We start from the raw sequence: 17,264 nt of genomic DNA, 5'->3' as shown, positions 1-17,264 counted from the left end.
TTTCTCAGCCAATTCACTTTTTATCTTCTTCGCAAAACAGCATGTAAATCCGCGGTGTAGGTATATTTCTGCAAAGTTCTCGCCGTCCGAATATTGCCCTATCCTTCCGAAGGGAGTAATCTCCCCGAAGTGAGGCGAAGTGCCTCGCGTGCGCCCGTGCATTGCGGGGGCGGAGGGCAGGCCATGGCGGCGCGTCTATTCTCGCATTTCCACATCCCCGACCTTCGAATCTTTCTCCGGCGGCTGCGCCGGGACGAGTCCGGCGCCATCGCGGTGATGATGGCCGTGGCGGTGTCGCTGCTGGTCGGCATGCTGACGCTGGCCGTGGAGTTCGGCTCCTGGTACGTCGCCCGCCGTGGCTTGCAGACCGCCGCCGACGCCGCCGCCATTTCGGCGGCGCTGGAGCGGGCCAGGGGGAACTTGGATGGCGCCTCGGCGGTCGCGCTGCGGGAGGCGCACCGCAACGGCTTCCTGACGGACGCCACTACCTCCTTCGTGCTGAATGTTCCACCGACGAGCGGCCCCTACGCCGGCCGGGGCGACGCGGTGGAAGCGATCCTCCAGGACCGGCAGGAGCGCCTGTTCAGCCGCCTGTTCCTCAGCAGCGACACGACCGTCAGCGCGCGCGCCGTCGCCACGGTCGGCAACGGCGGGAAGGCCTGCGTGCTGGCGCTCGACCCGGCGCAGGCCGGGGCCATCCAGGGCAGCGGCTCGGCGACCGTCAATCTGCCGGGCTGCCTGCTGGCGTCCGACTCCAAGAGCAGCGCGTCGATCGACCTGACCGGCGTGGTGATCGTGAAGGCGCAGTCCATGTGGTCGGCGGGCGGGCTGTCGCAGGGCAGCAACGTCACGGTCAACCTGGACATCCCGCCGACGCTGAACGCATCGCCGCTCGCCGATCCCTACGCCAACGTCCAAGTCGGCACGGTCGGTCCCTGCGATTACACGAGCTTGGTCAAGGTCACCAACAACCAGACCAAGACCTTCACCCCCGGCGTCTATTGCGGCGGCATCCAGATCACCGGCGGCACCGTGACCTTCAAGCCGGGCACCTATTACATCGTGGACGGCAAACTGGACGTGAACGGCGGCACGCTGAAAGGGCAGTACAGCACCAGCACCGACGGCGTCACCTTCGTCTTCACGACGCGCGGCGTCACCGGCACCAACATCGGCGGCATGGACATCCGGGGCAACGCCGTGCTGAGCCTTCGGGCGCCCGCCGACCTGTCGAATCCGTTCCACGGGCTGCTCTTCTACCAGGACCGCCGCGCCCCGGTCGGTGCGGTGAACAAGCTGAACGGCGGTTCCTACACGGACGTGGAGGGGGCCGTCTATTTCCCGAACCAGGAACTGGACTGGGCCGGCACCAACGGCACGGCCAGCCCCAGCTGCACGCAGATCGTCGCGAAGACCGTGACGTTCCTCGGCAACGCGACCCTTGGCGTGGATCAATGCGGCAGCCGCGGCGTCAGCCAGATCCTCACCTCCGTGACCCAACTGGGCGAGTGAGGAAGCCATGCCCGGGCTTCGACGATTGGCGGGAAGGCTGTTCGGAAACCACGCGGGCGGCGTGGCCGTGGAGTTCGCGGTGGCCGCCCCCATCCTGCTGGCCGCCTTCGGCGTGATGGTCGATCTGGGGCGGGCCATGTACGACGACATGTCCCTGTCGGCCGCCGCGCGTACAGGCGTACAGTACGCCCGCTCGAAACCCGACGACACGGCGGGCATACAGGCCGCCGCCCTGGCCTCGGGCGGCCTGTCCTCCAGCGCCACGGTCGCCGCCCAGAAGTTCTGCGAATGCCCCAGCGGCGCGTCCGTGGCCTGCACCGGCACCTGCCCGGACGGCCCGGTGGCGACCTACGTCAGGGTCACCGTGTCACAGCCCTTTCAGGCCGTCATGCCGGTCCCCGTCGTCGCCAACGGCTCCCTGCTGAGCGGCAACGCCGTCCTGCGGGTGAAGTGAGGGAGGCCGCGATGCTCGATCTCTTCCGCGCGCGCGACGGGTCCACGGCGGTGGAGTTCGCCATCGCCGTCCCCGTGTTTCTGGCCCTGCTGTTCGGGACGGTGGAGTTCGGGCGCTATTTCTGGGCGCGCAACACGATCCAGTACGCGGCGGAGGAGGGCGCGCGCTACGCCATGGTGTCCGGCGCCACGGACGCGCAGATCACCGCGCGCGTGCAGGATCGCGCCTCCCCGCTCAACACAGGCGGCCTGACCATCGGCGTGCAGCGCGAAACGGTGGGCGGGGTCACCTATGTGGTGATCGACACCCGCTACAACTGGGCGTCCGCCGCCTTCACCGGCTTCTTCCCGGCCAGCCTGCGGGTCGCCTCCGGGCGAGCCCGCGTGCCGCTGCTGAATTAGGCGGTCGGCTATGAACGCGTAGGTTGGGTTGAGCGCACGCGAAACCCAACACCTCCGCCATGACAGAAACGTTGGGTTTCGCCTTCGGCTCAACCCAACCTACGGCAGTGTCCTTTGACGATCACTGGGCCGACACGACCTCGCCATGGCGCGTGCAGGCCGGCTCGGCCAGCGCGACGAAGGCTTCGCTCACCTGATCCGGCTGGGTCAGGGTTTCCTGTTCCTCGCCGGGGAACGCTTGCAGGCGCAGCTTCGTGGCGACGATGCCGGGGTCAATCAGGTTCACGCGCAGGTTCGACTTGGCGATTTCCATCGCGTAGGTCTTCACCATCATCTCCAGCGCCGCCTTGCTGGCGCCGTAGGGGCTCCAGTACGGGTAGGGCTCCTTGGCGGCGCCGGAGGTCACGAAGACGGCGCGCCCGGCGTCCGACGCGCGCAGCAGCCGGTCGAAGGAGCGGATCAGGCGGAAGTTGGCCGTGACGTTCACGTCCATCACCCGCTCCCACAGCTTCGGGTCGTAATGGGCCACGGGGCCGAGCGCCTCCAGCACGCCGGCGTTGCCGACGAGGATGTCCAGTTTCCCGAAGCGGTCGAAGATCGCCTGCCCGAGCTGGTCGATCTGGTCGAACTTCCGCAGGTCGAGCGGGACCAGCGTGGCGTTCTTGCCCGTGGCCTTGAGGATCGCGTCGTCGGTCTCCTCCAGCCCGCCGACCGTGCGGGCGGTCAGGATGACGTGGGCGCCCTCGGCGGCGAAGCGCTTGGCGACGGCGGCGCCGATGCCGCGCGACGCGCCGGTGATGAGGGCGATGCGGCCGGAAAGACGGGACATGGATGCGGCTCGACGAATCTGGAGGGGAATGAAAGGCGGCCGGCCGCGTCGCTGCGGCCGGCCCTGTCGTGGGCTTTGAAGGCGTTACGCGCGGACGCGGACGTTCGCCTCGACCGGCGGCGTGTCCAGCGCGTCGGTCAGCTGGATCGGGTATTCGCCGGTGAAGCAGGCGTCGCAGTAGCGCAGGTTGCTCGGATCGCGCTTCGTCTCGCCCATGGCACGGTAGAGGCCGTCCAGCGAGATGAAGGCCAAGCTGTCGGCCTGAATGAAGTCCCGCATTTCCTCGACCGACATGCGGTGGGCCAGCAGCTTGCCCTGCTCCGGCGTGTCGATGCCGTAGAAGCAGGGGTGCGAGGTCGGCGGGCTGGAAATGCGCATGTGCACCTCCTTCGCACCGGCGGCGCGCACCATCTCCACGATCTTCTTCGAGGTCGTGCCGCGCACGATGCTGTCGTCCACCAGCACCACCCGCTTGCCCTCAATCATGGCGCGGTTGGCGTTGTGCTTCAGTTTCACGCCCAGATGGCGGATCTGGTCGGTCGGCTCGATGAAGGTGCGGCCGACATAGTGGTTGCGGATGATGCCCAGCTCGAAGGGCACGCCGCTCTCCGTGGCAAAGCCGAGGGCCGCCGGCACGCCACTGTCCGGAACCGGCACGACCACATCGGCCTCGACCCGCGATTCGCGGGCCAGCTCCGCGCCGATCCGCTGACGGGCGTTGTAGACGGAGGAGCCCTCCATCACGCTGTCGGGCCGCGCGAAGTAGATGTATTCGAAAATGCAGAAGCGGCGGCCCTGCGGCTGGAACGGGCGCAGGCTCTGCACGCCCGAACCGTTCAGCACGATCATCTCGCCCGGCTCGACGTCGCGGACATACTCGGCGCCGACGATGTCCAGGGCGCAGGTCTCGCTGGTCAGGATGTGGGTGTCGCCCAGTTTGCCCAGCACCAGCGGGCGCACGCCCAGCGGGTCGCGCACGCCGATCACCTCGTTCGGAGTCAGCGCCACCAGCGAGAAGGCGCCCTCGACCTGCCGCACCGCCTCGATCAGGCGGTCGACGGGCGAGCCGCCGCGGGCGATCGCCATCAGGTGGACGATCACCTCAGTGTCGGTGGTGGACTGGAACAGGCAGCCGCGGCGGACCAGTTGGCGGCGCAGGGTCTGCGCGTTGGTCAGGTTGCCGTTGTGGGCCAGCGCGAAGCCGCCGAACTCGAAGTCGGCGTAGAGCGGCTGGACGTTGCGGATCGTCGTGTCGCCGGTGGTGGCGTAGCGGACGTGGCCGATGGCCTGCGGACCCTTCAGCTTGGCGATGATCGATTCCGACGAGAAGTGATCGCCGACCAGCCCCAGCGCGTGCTGCAGGTGGAAGCGGTCGCCGTCGTAGCTGACGATGCCGCAGGCTTCCTGGCCACGATGCTGCAGCGCGTGCAGGCCGAGAGCGGTGATGGCGGCGGCCTGAGTGTGGCTCAGGATGCCGAACACGCCGCACTCTTCGCGCAGCTTGTCGTCGTCGAACGGATGCGTCGTCAGCATCGGGGAATCCTCGTCATGCACGGGCGTCACCAAAAGGGGCGTGTCGAACGGGCGCTTTGTTTCAACTTACGGTCAGCGCGCGTTCTGAATCAGTCGCTCAAGATCGCCGCGGTCCCGGTCCTTATAGCCGGTATCGGGTTGCGACGCACCACCGCTCTTGGGCGCGGCGGCAGGGACCGGAGTCGAAAGGCGGTCGAGCGCTTCCTTCGCTTCCACCGCCTGGCGCGCGCGCTCGCGCGCCATGTCCATCTGGCCGAGCCCGTCCTTGCGCAGGTTCTCGGGCATGACCTCGTAGATCATGCCGGCGCCCGCGACCAGGAACGGCCGGGTCTTGGCGGTTTGCAGCCACATCGGCTGCTCGGCCGGGTTCGGCACCAGCCAGGCGAAGAACAGATAGGCGACCGAGGCCAGGATTGCACCCTTCAGCAGCCCGAAGACGAAGCCCAGCGAGCGGTCCAGCGCCGACAGGCCGGAGTTCTGAACCCCGCGCGACACGACGCGGCCGAAAATCGTCAGGACCACAAGGCTGACCACGAACAGCGCCACGGCGGTGACGGCGTAGGCGGCCATCTCCACCTTGATGTGCTGCTGCGCGAAGGGCAGGGCGAAGGGCAGGGCGTTCAGCGTGATCAGTGCGGCACCCGCCCAGGCGGCGACCGACAGCACCTCGGCGACCATGCCGCGCGTGAAGGCCAGCAGCGCCGATAGAAGAAGCACGACGATGACCGCAAGGTCCGCCGGGTTGATCGGAAAGGTCTCCATATGCTCCGCTTCGCCCTCTAGTCGCGACCGCGCGGGGGCCGCCCGCCGGAATCCGCCTGGAACAGCGGCATCAGCTCCGCCAGCTGCTGCAGTTCCACGGTCTTCAGGCTGCCGTCGCCACGGCCGCCCTTTTGGCCGTTCCGTCTAGCCGGAAAGATCGCCGTTGAAAACCCCAGCTTTGCGGCTTCCTTCAGCCGCGTGTCGCTCTGGCCCACGGCGCGCACCTCGCCGGACAGGCCGATCTCCCCGAAAACCACGGCGTCGGCGGGCACCGGCTCCCCGGTCAGCGAGGACACCAGCGCCGCCGCGACGGCGAGATCCGCTGCCGGTTCGGTGATGCGCAGGCCGCCGGCCACGTTCAGGTACACGTCGTTGGCGCCGATCTGCACGCCGCAGCGCGCCTCCAGCACCGCCAGCACCATGGCGAGTCGCGCCGAATCCCAGCCGACCACCGCGCGGCGCGGCGTGCCGAGCGGAGAGGGGGCGACCAGCGCCTGCACCTCCACCAGCACGGGGCGCGTGCCCTCCATGCCGGCGAAAACGGCGGCGCCCGACACGTCGCCGCGCCGTTCGGCCAGGAACAGGGCCGAGGGGTTGGCGACCTCGCCCAGCCCCACGTCAGTCATCTCGAAGACGCCGATCTCGTCGGTGGCGCCGAAGCGATTCTTCACCGCGCGCAGGATGCGGAACTGGTGGCCGCGCTCGCCCTCGAAATACAGCACCGTGTCCACCATGTGCTCCAGCACGCGGGGGCCGGCGATCATGCCTTCCTTGGTGACGTGGCCGACCAGCAGCAGCACGACGCCGCGCCGCTTGGCCGCGCGGATCAGCTCCTGCGCGCTGGCCCGGACCTGCGCCACCGTGCCGGGCGCGCTGTCCAGGTTGTCCACATACATGGTCTGGATGGAGTCGATGACGATGACGTCCGGCCCGTCGCCGCTGTCCATGGAGGCCACGATGTCGCGCACGCTGGTGGCGGACGCCAACTGCACCGGCGCTGCCGCGCAGCCGAGCCGCAGCGCGCGAAGCCGCACCTGGTCCACCGCCTCTTCGCCCGAGACATAGGCGCAGCGGTTTTCCTGGGACAGCCGGGACATCACCTGGAGCAGCAGGGTCGATTTGCCGATGCCGGGGTCGCCGCCGATCAGGATGGCCGATCCGGGGACCAAGCCGCCGCCGCAGACGCGGTCGAACTCCTCGATGTGAGACAAGCGGCGGGGCGGGGCCGCGCTGGTTCCCGCCAGCCCGACGAAGTCCAGCCGCCGGCCGCGCGCCGCCCCAAGGCCCTTGGGCGCGCTTTCCGGAGCCGCCTCTTCGACGAGCGTGTTCCATTCGCCGCACGCGTCGCAGCGCCCTGCCCATTTGGGGAAGGTCGCGCCGCAGGACTGGCAGGCATAGCGGGTGGAGGGCTTGGCCAAAGGTCTAGCGAATTGTGGGGGCGACAGCGCCCCACATATAGCAAGCCCCTGTCCTAAATCCTATGCCCTAGGCGATAAAAATCCTGGGGCTTTTCCTGGGGCTTTTCTTGGGCCGAAGCGGTGGTAGGTTCTCGCCCGGACAAAGGACCATTAGACCATGACGAACGCAGGTGAGCAGGTGGTGGACAAGGAAGGGCGGCGCATCCCGCTGCACGGGCCGGAGGAGTTCGAGGCATTGCGCAAGGCCGGGCGGCTGGCCGCCGCGACGCTGGACCACATCACGCCGCACGTCGTGCCGGGCGTCAGCACGGGGCATCTCGACCGGCTGATCGAGACCTTCATGCGCGACAACGGCGCGATCCCGGCGACCGTCGGCTATCACGGCTACCCGGCGGCGAGCTGCATCTCCCCCAACCACGTCGTGAACCACGGCATCCCCAGCGACGACAAGACGCTGGCCGACGGGGACATCGTGAACATCGACGTCACGGTGATCCTGGATGGCTGGTACGGCGACACCAGCCGGATGTTCTTCGTCGGCGACAAGATCGGCGTGAAGGCGCGCAAGCTGGTGGACATCACCTACAAGGCGATGATGGCCGGCATTGCGGCGGCCAAGCCGGGCAACCACCTGGGCGACATCGGCCATGCCATCCAGACGCTCGCCGAATCCCACCGCTACGGCGTTGTCCGCGATTTCGGCGGGCACGGCATCGGCCGTGTCTTCCACGACGCGCCGCACGTCGACCATTTCGGCAAGCCGGGCACCGGCGTGCTGCTCCAGCCCGGCATGGTCTTCACCATCGAGCCGATGATCAACGCCGGCAAGCCCGACGTGAAGATCCTGTCCGATGGCTGGACCACCGTGACCCGCGACCGCTCGCTGTCCGCCCAGTTCGAGCATCAGGTCGGCATCACCGAGGACGGCTGCGAGATCTTCACCCTCTCGCCCGCCGGCTACACCCAGCCGCCTTACGAAGCTTCGGGCGCATGATCGACGATCCCTTGAAGCCCTGGCGGGTCGTGGAGCGGCGGACGCTCCTCGACACCGGCCACTTCCTGCGCGTGCACGCTGAGACGGTGGAGCTTCCCGACGGCCGCCACGTCGAGAACTTCTATCAGGTGGAGCAGGCGGATTTTGTCCTGATGTTCGCGGAGGATGAGGAAGGCCGCGCGCTGATGCTGCGGCAATACAAGCACGGAACTCGCCGGGTTAGCCAGACCGTGCCGGCCGGCGCCATCAACCCCGGCGAGGATCCCCTGGCCGCCGCGAAGCGCGAGCTGCTGGAGGAAACCGGCTACGAGGCTCCGGATTGGACCGCGCTCGGCACCTACGCGGTGCAGGGCAACCAGCGGGGCTGCCTCTGCCACATGTTCCACGCCCGAAATGCCCGCAAGATGCGGGAGCCGGACTCCGGCGACTTGGAGGAGATGCGGCTGGAACTGCTGACCCGTGCGGATCTGTTCGCCGCGGCGGCGGCCGGCGACTTCGCCCTGCTGCCTTCCGTCGCGATCCTCGGCATGGTGCTGATGCCGGAACTTCGCGACAGCTTCGCCGCGGCTGCCGCCCGCTGACACAACAGTACCCTCTCCCATCGAGATGGGAGAGGGTTGAAGAGCGCCGCTCAGCTCTTGGGGGCCGGGGCGAAGAAGTGGGCCAGGGCCACGGCCGCTTCGCTCGACAGCGGGTTATCGTTCTTGATCAGCTGCTCATGCGCGTTCTGGATGGTCTTGACGACCTCCTCGTTGCTCAGGAGGCCCTTCGCCTGCAACGTCTCCAGGATCTTAGCGCTCAGCATGAAGGATGCGAAAGCCAGCCCGTTGGTGGTGACGTCAGCCATGTCGATTCTCCGAGTTTCCGTGCGGTGTTTGTTCTGCGGCCGGACGCGCTGCCGGTGGATGGATGTCTAATGGACCGGAAAACCCTGCAAAAACCTTAAGCCCCCGACAGCCACAAGCCCTACAGCGCGCGCACCTGCATCTTGATGGGGCCGTCGGCCTTGCCGTGGACGAACTGGTCCACGAAGGGGTTGCCGGAATGGTCGATGTCCTTGGCGTGGCCGGTCCAGATGATTCGGCCCTGGTAGATCATCGCGATTCGGTCGGCGATCTTGCGGGCCGACGCCATGTCGTGGGTGATGGTGACAGCGGTGGCGCCGAGGTCCTTCACGCACTTCACGATCAGCTCGTTGATCACGTCGGCCATGATCGGGTCGAGGCCGGTGGTGGGCTCGTCGAAGAAGATGATTTCCGGCTCGTCGGCGATCGCGCGGGCGAGGCCGACGCGCTTCTGCATGCCGCCCGACAGTTCCGACGGAAACAGATCGCCGACCTCCGCGCCGAGCCCGACGGCGCCCATCTTGGCGATGGCGATCTCCTTCGCCTTGCCGCGGGGCATGTGCTCGCCCTGGATCAGGCCGAAGGCGACGTTCTCCCACACCTTCAGGCTGTCGAAGAGGGCCGCACCCTGGAACAGCATGCCGAACTTGTGCAGCAGCTTCTCCCGCTCACGCGGGCGCAGCTTGGTGGTCTCCCCGCCGTCGACGCGGATGGAGCCGCTGTCCGGCTGCAGCAGGCCGAGGATGCACTTCAGCATCACCGACTTGCCGGTGCCCGACCCGCCGATGACGACCAGCGACTCGCCGCGGCCGACCTCCAGGTCGATGCCGTTCAGCACGACCTTGTGGCCGAAGCGCTTGTGGACGTTCTTGAGCGCGATCTTCGGTGCCTGGACCGGGGGTACCTGAGACATGGCTGCGCTCACTTGGTCGAGAAGAAGATGCCGGTGATGAGGTAGTTCCACACCAGGATCAGGATGGAGGCCGACACCACCGCGTTGGTCGTCGCCGCACCCACGCCCTGCGCGCCGCCCTTGGAGTGGTAGCCGTGGTAGCAGCCCATCAGCGAGACCACGAAGCCGAACACCGCCGCCTTCACGAGGCCGGAGATGACGTCGACGGGCTCCAGGAACTCCCAGGTGCGGCTGATGTAGGAGGACGGGTTGAAGTTCAGGCGGTAGACGCCGACCAGGAATCCGCCGAACACGCCGATGATGTCCGCCACCAGCACCAGGATCGGCAGCATGGCCAGACCCGCCAGCAGGCGCGGCGCCACCAGATACTTGAAGGGGTTGGTGGACAGCGTGGACAGCGCGTCGATCTGCTCCGTCACGCGCATGGTGCCGATCTCGGCGGCCATGGCGGCGCCGATGCGCCCGGCGACCATCAGGCCGCCCAGCACGGGGCCAAGCTCGCGCGTCACCGACAGCGCGACCACCGTGGCGATGGCGCCCTCCGCCTGGAAGCGGGAGAAGCCCGAATAGCTCTGCAGCGCCAGCACCATGCCGGTGAACAGCGCGGTCAGGCCCACCACCGGCAGGGAGTAAAAGCCGATGTCGATCATCTGCCGCAGGATCTGCCGCGGGTACAGCGGCGGGCGGACGCAGTGCGACAATGCGGCGACGGTGAACAGACCAAGCTTACCGGTCGCTTCCAGGAAGACCAGGAAGGCCCGGCCGGTGGCGGCAAGAAAACCCATCAAGCGACCTCAGGCGGCGGTCGGGTCGCGATAGACCCTGTGGTAGCGCGCGCCCAGCGAGGTCAGGATCTCATAGCCGATGGTGTCGCCCTCAGCCGCCACGGTGTCCACCGGGCGGTTCGGGCCGATCAGCTCAACCAGCCCGCCGGGCGTCACCGCCTCGTCGGGAAGGTGGCTGACGTCCACCGTGACCAAGTCCATCGAAATCCGCCCAACCACCGGAGCGGCCACGCCGTTGACGAAGACATGCCCGCGCCCGCCGAGCGAGCGTAGATATCCGTCGGCATAACCCACTGCGATGGTTGCGATTTTGCCACTCGCCGCAACGCGGTGCGTGGCACCGTATCCAACGGTCATAGCACTGTCAACGCTGCGCACCTGAAGCACGCGCGCGTCGAGGCGGACGGTGTCGCGCATCGGGTTCGCCTGGGCAGGCGTCGGGTTCACGCCGTAGAGCGCGCAGCCGGGCCGCACGAGGTCGAAATGGAAGGCCGGGCCGTGGAAAATGCCCGACGAATTGGCGAAACTCGCCGCTGCCGAGGGCAGTCGCCCCACCGCTTTCTGGAAGCGGCCGAGCTGCTGGGTGTTCATCACCGAGTCCGTCTCGGCGCAGGCCAGATGGGTCATCCAGACCTGCACGTCCACCCCCTCAAGCCGCCCGAGGTCGCCGGCGAGCCGGTCCAACTCGTCCGGGCCGAGCCCGAGTCGGTTCATGCCGGTGTCGATGTGGACGACGGCGGGTAGGGGGGCGCCCTCGGCCCGCGCGTGGGCCTGCCACGCCGCGATCTCGCCCAGGTGGTTCAGCACCGGCAGGATGCGGAAGGCCTGGAAGTCCCGCTCCGTCCCCGCCGGCAGGCCGCCCAGCGATAGCACGCGCGCGTCCGGCGCCAGGGCGCGGACCGCCAGCGCCTCCTCGAACTGGGCCACGACGAAGGTTTTGCAGCCGGCCGAGGCGAGCGCCGGGACGACGCGCTCCACCCCCAGGCCGTAGGCGTTCGCCTTCACCACGGCGGCGCATTCCGCCGGGGCCACCCGGTCGCGCAGTTGCCGCCAGTTGGCGACCACCGCGCCGAGGTCGATGGTCAGGATCACGCCGGCGCGCTGGGCCGGGTCACTCAGTGGGGCCGAAGTCATGGGTCGTGTCGAGGTCGCCGAATTTGGTGAACTGTCCGTCGAAGAACATCCGAACGCTGCCGATCGGGCCGTGACGCTGCTTGGCGATGATCGCCTCCGCCGTGTTGTGGACCTCGGCGTAGCGCTTCTGCCAGTTGGCGTAGCGGTCGTTGTACTTGTCCTCCGTCTCTTCCGGCCGGCGGGCCGGCTCGGCGCGCTCAAGATAGTACTGTTCGCGGTAAACGAACATCACAACGTCGGCATCCTGCTCGATCGAGCCCGATTCGCGCAGGTCGGCGAGCTGCGGCCGTTTGTCCTCGCGCATTTCGACAGCACGGCTGAGCTGCGACAGGGCGAGCACGGGGACTTCCAGCTCCTTCGCGATGGCCTTCAGGCCGCGCGTGATCTCCGAGATTTCCTGCACGCGGTTCTCGTTGCCCTTGGTCGAGCTGCCGCGCAGCAGCTGCAGGTAGTCGACCACCACCATGCCCAGCCCGTGCGTGCGCTTCAGCCGCCGGCAGCGGGTGCGGACCGCGGCGATGGTCAGGGCCGGCGTGTCGTCCACGAAGAAGGGGACGCGGCTGAGATCCTGGCTGGCCGCCACGAACTTGGGGAAGTCGCTGTCCTTGATCTCGCCACGGCGGATCTTGTCGCCGGACACCTCGGCCTCGCCCGCAAGGATACGGGTGGCGAGCTGTTCGGCCGACATTTCCAGCGAGAAGAAGCCGACCGGTGCGCCCTCGCCGCCGTCGCTGCGCATGTGCGCCTTGGCGGCGTTGAAGGCGATGTTGGTCGCCAGCGCGGTCTTACCCATCGAGGGGCGGCCGGCCAGGATGATCAGGTCCGACGGGTGCAGGCCGCCCAGCTTGCGGTCGAGGTCGCGCAGGCCCGTGGTCACGCCGGTGACGTGGCTGGACCGGCGGAAGGCCGTTTCCGCCGTTGCGATGGCCGCCTTCAGCGACTCGGAGAAGGCGATGAAGCCCCCGCGCACGTCGCCGGTGGAGGCGAGGTCGAACAGCTGCTTTTCCGCCGTCTCGATCTGGTCCATGGCGTCGATGTCGAGGTCGTGCTGGTACGCCTCGTTCACCATGTCCGTGCCGACCTCGATCAACTGCCGGCGCAGAAACAGGTCGTGGATCGTCTTGCCGTAGTCGCCGGCGTTGACCACCGTCACCACGTTGGCGGCGAGCTGGGCCAGATAGCCCGCGCCGCCGTCCGGCGCCAGTTCCGGGTCGTTGTCGAAATAGGCCTTCAGCGTGACCGGGTTGGCGATCTGCCCACGCTCCACCATCTTGGCGATGGCCGCGAAGATGCGCTGGTGCACCGGGTCGTAGAAATGCTCGGCCTTCAGGAACTCGCCGACCTTCTCGAACGCCTTGTTGTTCACCAGGATGGCGCCGAGCAGCGCCTGCTCCGCCTCCTCGTTGTGGGGCGGCGTGCGGTATTCGGCCGTGGGCTTGGCGGCACCGGCACGGGAAAGGCCGCTGTCCAGGGGGCGCGGCTCGAAAAGCTGGGTGGTCTTGTCGTCCATGGCCGGCACTGTAGCAAAGGGCGGGGCGGCGAAGCTGTGCGAACGGAGTAGGCCTCTCCGAATTCCTGTGAATAACTTTCATCCCCAGGGGGAGAATTCCGGGGATAAGCCGAAAAATCAAGATTTCTCAGTGGCCTCCGCGACGCCCTTCCGCCGGATGGATTACCTTTGAAGTCGCAACGGCGCCGCGGTGGCCGGCATCAGCGCGCGTTCGCTCTCGACCATGTAATCCCGGACCAGCGGAACGGCACCGAGCGATCGGGCGAGCTGGATCTGGAACACCATATGGCCCTGGTAGCGGAAGCTGGTCTCGGCGCCGGCGAGGTAGAATTCCCACATGCGGCAGAAGCGCTCGTCATACATGGCCTTCGCCTCGTCCCACCGCGCCAGGAAGCGCTCCCGCCAGTGGCGCAGCGTCTCGGCGTAGTGAAGGCGCAGGATCTCGACGTCGGTGTTCCACAGCCCCGCCTTCTCCACCGCCGGCAGCACCTCGGACAGAGCCGGGGCGTAGCCGCCGGGGAAGATGTATTTGCGCAGCCATGGATTGGTGGCGCCCGGCCCGTCGGACCGCCCGATGGCATGCAGCAGCGCGACCCCGTCCTCCTCCAGCAGGTCGCGGGCCTTGGTGAAGAAGGTGCCGTATTGCGGAACGCCCACATGCTCGAACATGCCGACCGAAACGATCCGGTCGAATCGGCCCTCCATCAGGCGGTAGTCGCGCAGTTCGAATCGCACCCGGTCCGACAGGCCGGCCTTCGCCGCCCGTTCCCGCGCGAGGGCGAGCTGTTCGGTGGACAGCGTGATCCCGATGACCTCCACCCCGGTGGTGCGGGCGAGGTAAAGCGCCATGCCGCCCCAGCCGCAGCCGATGTCCAGCACCCGCATGCCCGGCTTCAGCAGCAGCTTTGCCGCGATGTGGCGCTTCTTGGCCTCCTGCGCCTCGTCCAGGCTGGTGTCCGGGGTTGGGAAGTAGGCGCAGGAATATTGCATGTCCCGGTCGAGGAACAGCTCGAAGAAGGCGCGCGAGAGATCGTAGTGGTGGGCCACGTTCCGCTGTGCGCGCCGAAGCGGATTGTGCTGCTGCCCGAGTCGCAAGGCCGGTGCAAGGGTCTCGCGAATCCGGCCGAGCGCGCCCTGGACATTCTCGTTGCCCCGGCCCAGCAGCGCCAGGAAATCGTAGATCGATCCGCCATCGATGCTCAGGCGGCCGTCCATATAGGCTTCGCCGAATCGCAGGCGCGGATTCACCACCAACTCGCGGTGAAGCGCCTTGTCGTGCAGGCGCAGCGTCATCGATGGGGTCCCGGTTCCGACGCGATGGACGCGCCCATCGGCTCCCGCGATGTCGATGGCGCCGGCCGTCATGGCCGGGGCAAGCAAGCGCGCGAGAAGCATGCCGTTCCTCCTCACCGACTCATAGGAATCAGGTGGAAGAAGGGTCGGGGGTTGTTAAGGGGGGAGGCAACAGTCCTTGCGGGCGAACCCGTGGCGCGTCCGGTGCACGCTGAAGGGAGGAAGGGGGGCCTGAGGTGCCCCGGAAAAGCGGAAAGCCGCCCCACCCCCTTGCAGGGGCGGGCGGCTTCCGGACGAGCGGACAGAACTCGTTGAGCGGGCGGTTAGGCCTGCTCGGAGTCCTCGGTCTCGGTGGCCTCGGGGGCCTCTTCGACCTCGTCTTCCTCATCGCGCAGGTCGGCGGCGGTGACCATGCCACCGCGGGCGCGCTGCAGCTCGGCCTCTTCCTGCGAGCGGGCGACGTTCACCGTGACGGTGACCGCGACCTCGGGGTGCAGGACGAGGCGGACCTTGAACAGGCCCAGCGTCTTGATCGGCTGCTCGATGGCGACCTGCTTGCGGTCGACCTTGTAGCCGGCGGCGGTCAGCGCGTCGGCGACGTCGCGCGGGGTCACCGAACCGTACAGCACGCCGGTCTCGCCGGCCTGACGGATCACGACCACCGACACGTCGGTCATCTGGGAGGCGACCTGCTCGGCGTCCTTGCGGCGCTCCAGGTTCATGGCCTCCAGGTGGGCCTTCTGCTTCTCGAAGACTTCCATGTTCGCCTTGGTGGCGCGCATGGCCTTCTTCTGCGGCAGCAGATAGTTGCGGGCGAAGCCGGGACGCACCTTCACGACCTGGCCCATCTGGCCGAGCTTCTCAACCCGCTCCAGCAGAATAACTTCCATCACTCGTCCTCCTGATCGGGGCCGGCGGGCCGGAGACGGCGACGCAGCCCAATCCATTGCTCGATCATGCCAAGGCCGACCAACAGCACGATCGGCCAACCGAAAAGAAACAGGAACATGTAGAACCCGATGAGGATCGGCGCTTTTGCCGACCGGCCCCGGGCCACTGCATGCACCACCGAAAGCCCGGCGAAGGCGAAGGGAAGCGCCAGGATCAGCGCCGTGTTGAGCGCCAGGAACGCCACCGGGTCCGGGGCAACGGACGCCGCCAGCACCGCCGCCAGGAACACCGGTGGCAACCACCGGGGAAGTTCCAGGTCGACCAGCCGCATGGGCGGACGCCGGTTGCGGTCGAACCGCATCAGCGCTCCTTGCGCCAGGGCCGCGTTGATGATCGTCATGGTCAGCCACGAGATCACCGCGAGGCCCGGCAACACCTCGGCCATCCAGAAGTCCTGCGGGTCCGGGGCCGTCTGGCCCTGTGCCGCGAAAATCTGCTCCGCCATGCGGCTCAGCGTTTCGCGCACCGCGCCCTCCAGCCCACCGGGCTGGTCGAGCGTCAGAACCGCAGCCCCCAGGAGGGCCGCCAGTCCCATTCCGGTCAGCCCCATCAGGAGCCGGCCCGGAGGATACCATTCGATACCCCCGCCGACGGCCGTCCGCGCCAGCAGCGCCTGCCGGACCACCAGGACCACGGGAAAGGCCGCGGTCACCAGATAGGCCAGCGCAACCAGCAAGCTGGACGACACCGCCAGAACCGCCACCGTCCCCGCCGTACCGGCGATGATGGCGGCGGTGGAGCCGAACCACAGTCCCGCGAGGAACAATGGCAGCGGCGCCAGATACCCCAGGATCAGCGCGCCCGCCCCGCCGAACAGGACGGACAGGTAGAAGAACGCGCTGACCACGCCGACACCGATGGCAGCAGCCAGAGGGGCGGCCAGGGGCAGGGCCATGGGGGTACCTTTGCCTTCGCCGACCGCTTCAGATCCTTACTTCACCACGTAGGGAAGCAGGGCCAGGAAGCGGGCGCGCTTGATGGCGCGAGCGAGCTCGCGCTGCTTCTTCGCGGAAACCGCGGTGATGCGGCTCGGCACGATCTTGCCACGCTCGGAGATGAAGCGGGACAGGAGCTTGACGTCCTTGTAGTCGATCGCCGGAGCGTTCGCGCCCGAGAACGGGCAGGTCTTGCGGCGGCGGAAGAACGGACGGCGCGGGCCACCGCCGGTGCGGGCCGGAGCGCCCGTGGTCTGCTTGTCGGACATTTAGGCGTTCTCCCCTTCGGCAACGGTGGCTTCCTGGCGGCGCGGCGGGCGCGGGCCACGATCCTCGAAGCGGCGCGGGCCGCGGTCGCCGCGATCACCGCGGTCGCCACGCTCGCCGCGGCTCTGCATCATCACCGACGGGTTGGCATCGAGGGCGTCGACGCGCACCGTCAGGTAGCGCAGGACGTCTTCGTTGAGGCTCATGTTCCGCTCAGCTTCGAGCACGGCGGCGGCCGGAGCGTCGATGTTGAACAGGGTGTAGTGACCCTTGCGGTTCTTCTTGATCTTGTAGGTGAGCGTCTTCAGACCCCAGTACTCGGTCTTGGCGACCTGACCGCCGTTGTCGCGGATGATCTGGGCGAACTGCTCGCCGAGCTGCTCGGCCTGGGCAGCCGAGATGTCCTGGCGCGCGATCAGCACGCACTCGTAAAGAGCCATTATACTCCCCATGGCTGTTCATGGTCCGGCGCTGCGTCCGATCCCCAATGGACAGGGGCAGCCGCCCGGGCCTAGCCGGCGGCATGCCGCCGGCAAGGAGTTGTGAAGCGGCGCAGTATGCACAAAAGCCGTTTCCGGGCAAGCGCTTTCGCGCCGGGCGGCACACATCGCAAGGTGACCAGGGCGAGCGACACCTTATATTATGGTCGTCAGCGGACCATCTTGATTGCCGCTGTGCAAAAAATGCTGCGGCAAGAGCTTCCGGAGGGGGCTTTGACGATGCGCTTC

Annotated in this window: 19 protein-coding genes; 5 read left to right on the top strand and 14 right to left on the bottom strand. The window is 67.7% G+C overall.

Features of this window, described 5'->3' with window-relative positions:
• Positions 1 to 183 precede the first annotated feature (183 nt).
• From ACSVC7_RS14910 to ACSVC7_RS14900, 3 genes are read left to right on the top strand one after another with little or no spacing between them, the layout of a single operon-like run.
• Positions 184 to 1,512, top strand: coding sequence for a pilus assembly protein TadG-related protein (locus tag ACSVC7_RS14910; RefSeq protein ID WP_448205117.1), 1,329 nt, complete (start codon positions 184 to 186; stop codon positions 1,510 to 1,512).
• Positions 1,513 to 1,519: 7 nt separating this feature from the next.
• Positions 1,520 to 1,966 carry a TadE/TadG family type IV pilus assembly protein gene (locus ACSVC7_RS14905; RefSeq protein ID WP_448205116.1) on the top strand — a complete coding sequence of 149 codons (447 nt, stop codon included), beginning with the start codon at positions 1,520 to 1,522 and terminating at the stop codon, positions 1,964 to 1,966.
• 11 nt (positions 1,967 to 1,977) lie between these two features.
• Positions 1,978 to 2,367, top strand: a complete 390-nt coding sequence (locus ACSVC7_RS14900; RefSeq protein ID WP_448205115.1) for a TadE/TadG family type IV pilus assembly protein — start codon at positions 1,978 to 1,980, stop codon at positions 2,365 to 2,367.
• Positions 2,368 to 2,488: 121 nt separating this feature from the next.
• Here the strand turns inward: ACSVC7_RS14900 and ACSVC7_RS14895 are convergent, their stop codons facing one another.
• The 4 genes from ACSVC7_RS14895 to radA form a co-directional block, all read right to left on the bottom strand.
• Positions 2,489 to 3,196: an SDR family NAD(P)-dependent oxidoreductase gene (locus tag ACSVC7_RS14895; RefSeq protein ID WP_448205114.1), complete on the bottom strand. Its 708-nt coding sequence runs from the start codon at positions 3,194 to 3,196 to the stop codon at positions 2,489 to 2,491.
• Between the two features lie 84 nt (positions 3,197 to 3,280).
• On the bottom strand, positions 3,281 to 4,729 hold the full coding sequence (gene purF, locus ACSVC7_RS14890; RefSeq protein ID WP_448205113.1) for an amidophosphoribosyltransferase: 1,449 nt from the start codon (positions 4,727 to 4,729) through the stop codon (positions 3,281 to 3,283).
• A gap of 72 nt (positions 4,730 to 4,801) precedes the next feature.
• Positions 4,802 to 5,491 (bottom strand): CvpA family protein, encoded by a 690-nt coding sequence (locus ACSVC7_RS14885; RefSeq protein WP_448205112.1) that lies wholly within the window; start codon positions 5,489 to 5,491, stop codon positions 4,802 to 4,804.
• A 17-nt stretch (positions 5,492 to 5,508) separates the two neighbouring features.
• On the bottom strand, positions 5,509 to 6,909 hold the full coding sequence (gene radA / locus ACSVC7_RS14880; protein ID WP_448205111.1) for a DNA repair protein RadA: 1,401 nt from the start codon (positions 6,907 to 6,909) through the stop codon (positions 5,509 to 5,511).
• A gap of 157 nt (positions 6,910 to 7,066) precedes the next feature.
• Between radA and map the strand changes: the two genes are divergently transcribed.
• Positions 7,067 to 7,903, top strand: a complete 837-nt coding sequence (gene map / locus ACSVC7_RS14875) for a type I methionyl aminopeptidase (RefSeq protein ID WP_448205110.1) — start codon at positions 7,067 to 7,069, stop codon at positions 7,901 to 7,903.
• Positions 7,900 to 8,484: an NUDIX hydrolase gene (locus tag ACSVC7_RS14870; RefSeq protein WP_448205109.1), complete on the top strand. Its 585-nt coding sequence runs from the start codon at positions 7,900 to 7,902 to the stop codon at positions 8,482 to 8,484. Before map ends, ACSVC7_RS14870 begins: the two co-directional genes overlap by 4 nt.
• A 50-nt stretch (positions 8,485 to 8,534) precedes the next feature.
• Here the strand turns inward: ACSVC7_RS14870 and ACSVC7_RS14865 are convergent, their stop codons facing one another.
• From ACSVC7_RS14865 to rpsF, 10 genes are all read right to left on the bottom strand, one after another.
• Positions 8,535 to 8,750 carry a hypothetical protein gene (locus tag ACSVC7_RS14865; protein WP_448205108.1) on the bottom strand — a complete coding sequence of 72 codons (216 nt, stop codon included), beginning with the start codon at positions 8,748 to 8,750 and terminating at the stop codon, positions 8,535 to 8,537.
• A gap of 119 nt (positions 8,751 to 8,869) precedes the next feature.
• Positions 8,870 to 9,661, bottom strand: a complete 792-nt coding sequence (locus tag ACSVC7_RS14860) for an ABC transporter ATP-binding protein (RefSeq protein ID WP_448205107.1) — start codon at positions 9,659 to 9,661, stop codon at positions 8,870 to 8,872.
• Between the two features lie 8 nt (positions 9,662 to 9,669).
• Positions 9,670 to 10,446, bottom strand: coding sequence for an MlaE family ABC transporter permease (locus ACSVC7_RS14855; protein WP_448205106.1), 777 nt, complete (start codon positions 10,444 to 10,446; stop codon positions 9,670 to 9,672).
• A 9-nt stretch (positions 10,447 to 10,455) separates the two neighbouring features.
• On the bottom strand, positions 10,456 to 11,580 hold the full coding sequence (gene alr / locus ACSVC7_RS14850; RefSeq protein WP_448205105.1) for an alanine racemase: 1,125 nt from the start codon (positions 11,578 to 11,580) through the stop codon (positions 10,456 to 10,458).
• Positions 11,558 to 13,090, bottom strand: coding sequence for a replicative DNA helicase (locus tag ACSVC7_RS14845; RefSeq protein ID WP_448205104.1), 1,533 nt, complete (start codon positions 13,088 to 13,090; stop codon positions 11,558 to 11,560). The genes alr and ACSVC7_RS14845 overlap by 23 nt, the downstream gene beginning before the upstream one ends.
• Before the next feature lie 162 nt (positions 13,091 to 13,252).
• Positions 13,253 to 14,485, bottom strand: coding sequence for a cyclopropane fatty acid synthase (locus tag ACSVC7_RS14840; RefSeq protein ID WP_448205103.1), 1,233 nt, complete (start codon positions 14,483 to 14,485; stop codon positions 13,253 to 13,255).
• A 221-nt stretch (positions 14,486 to 14,706) separates the two neighbouring features.
• On the bottom strand, positions 14,707 to 15,273 hold the full coding sequence (rplI, locus tag ACSVC7_RS14835; protein WP_448205102.1) for a 50S ribosomal protein L9: 567 nt from the start codon (positions 15,271 to 15,273) through the stop codon (positions 14,707 to 14,709).
• A complete protein-coding gene (locus tag ACSVC7_RS14830) occupies positions 15,273 to 16,229 on the bottom strand; it encodes a DUF2232 domain-containing protein (RefSeq protein ID WP_448205101.1) in 957 nt (318 codons plus the stop codon). Before ACSVC7_RS14830 ends, rplI begins: the two co-directional genes overlap by 1 nt.
• A gap of 36 nt (positions 16,230 to 16,265) precedes the next feature.
• Positions 16,266 to 16,538: a 30S ribosomal protein S18 gene (rpsR, locus tag ACSVC7_RS14825; protein ID WP_448205100.1), complete on the bottom strand. Its 273-nt coding sequence runs from the start codon at positions 16,536 to 16,538 to the stop codon at positions 16,266 to 16,268.
• Positions 16,539 to 16,976 (bottom strand): 30S ribosomal protein S6, encoded by a 438-nt coding sequence (gene rpsF / locus ACSVC7_RS14820; protein WP_448205099.1) that lies wholly within the window; start codon positions 16,974 to 16,976, stop codon positions 16,539 to 16,541. It abuts the gene before it with no gap.
• Positions 16,977 to 17,264: the final 288 nt, after the last annotated feature.

The sequence above is a fragment of the Azospirillum mesophilum genome (assembly GCF_053470405.2).
This window is presented reverse-complemented; position numbering and strand designations above follow the sequence as displayed.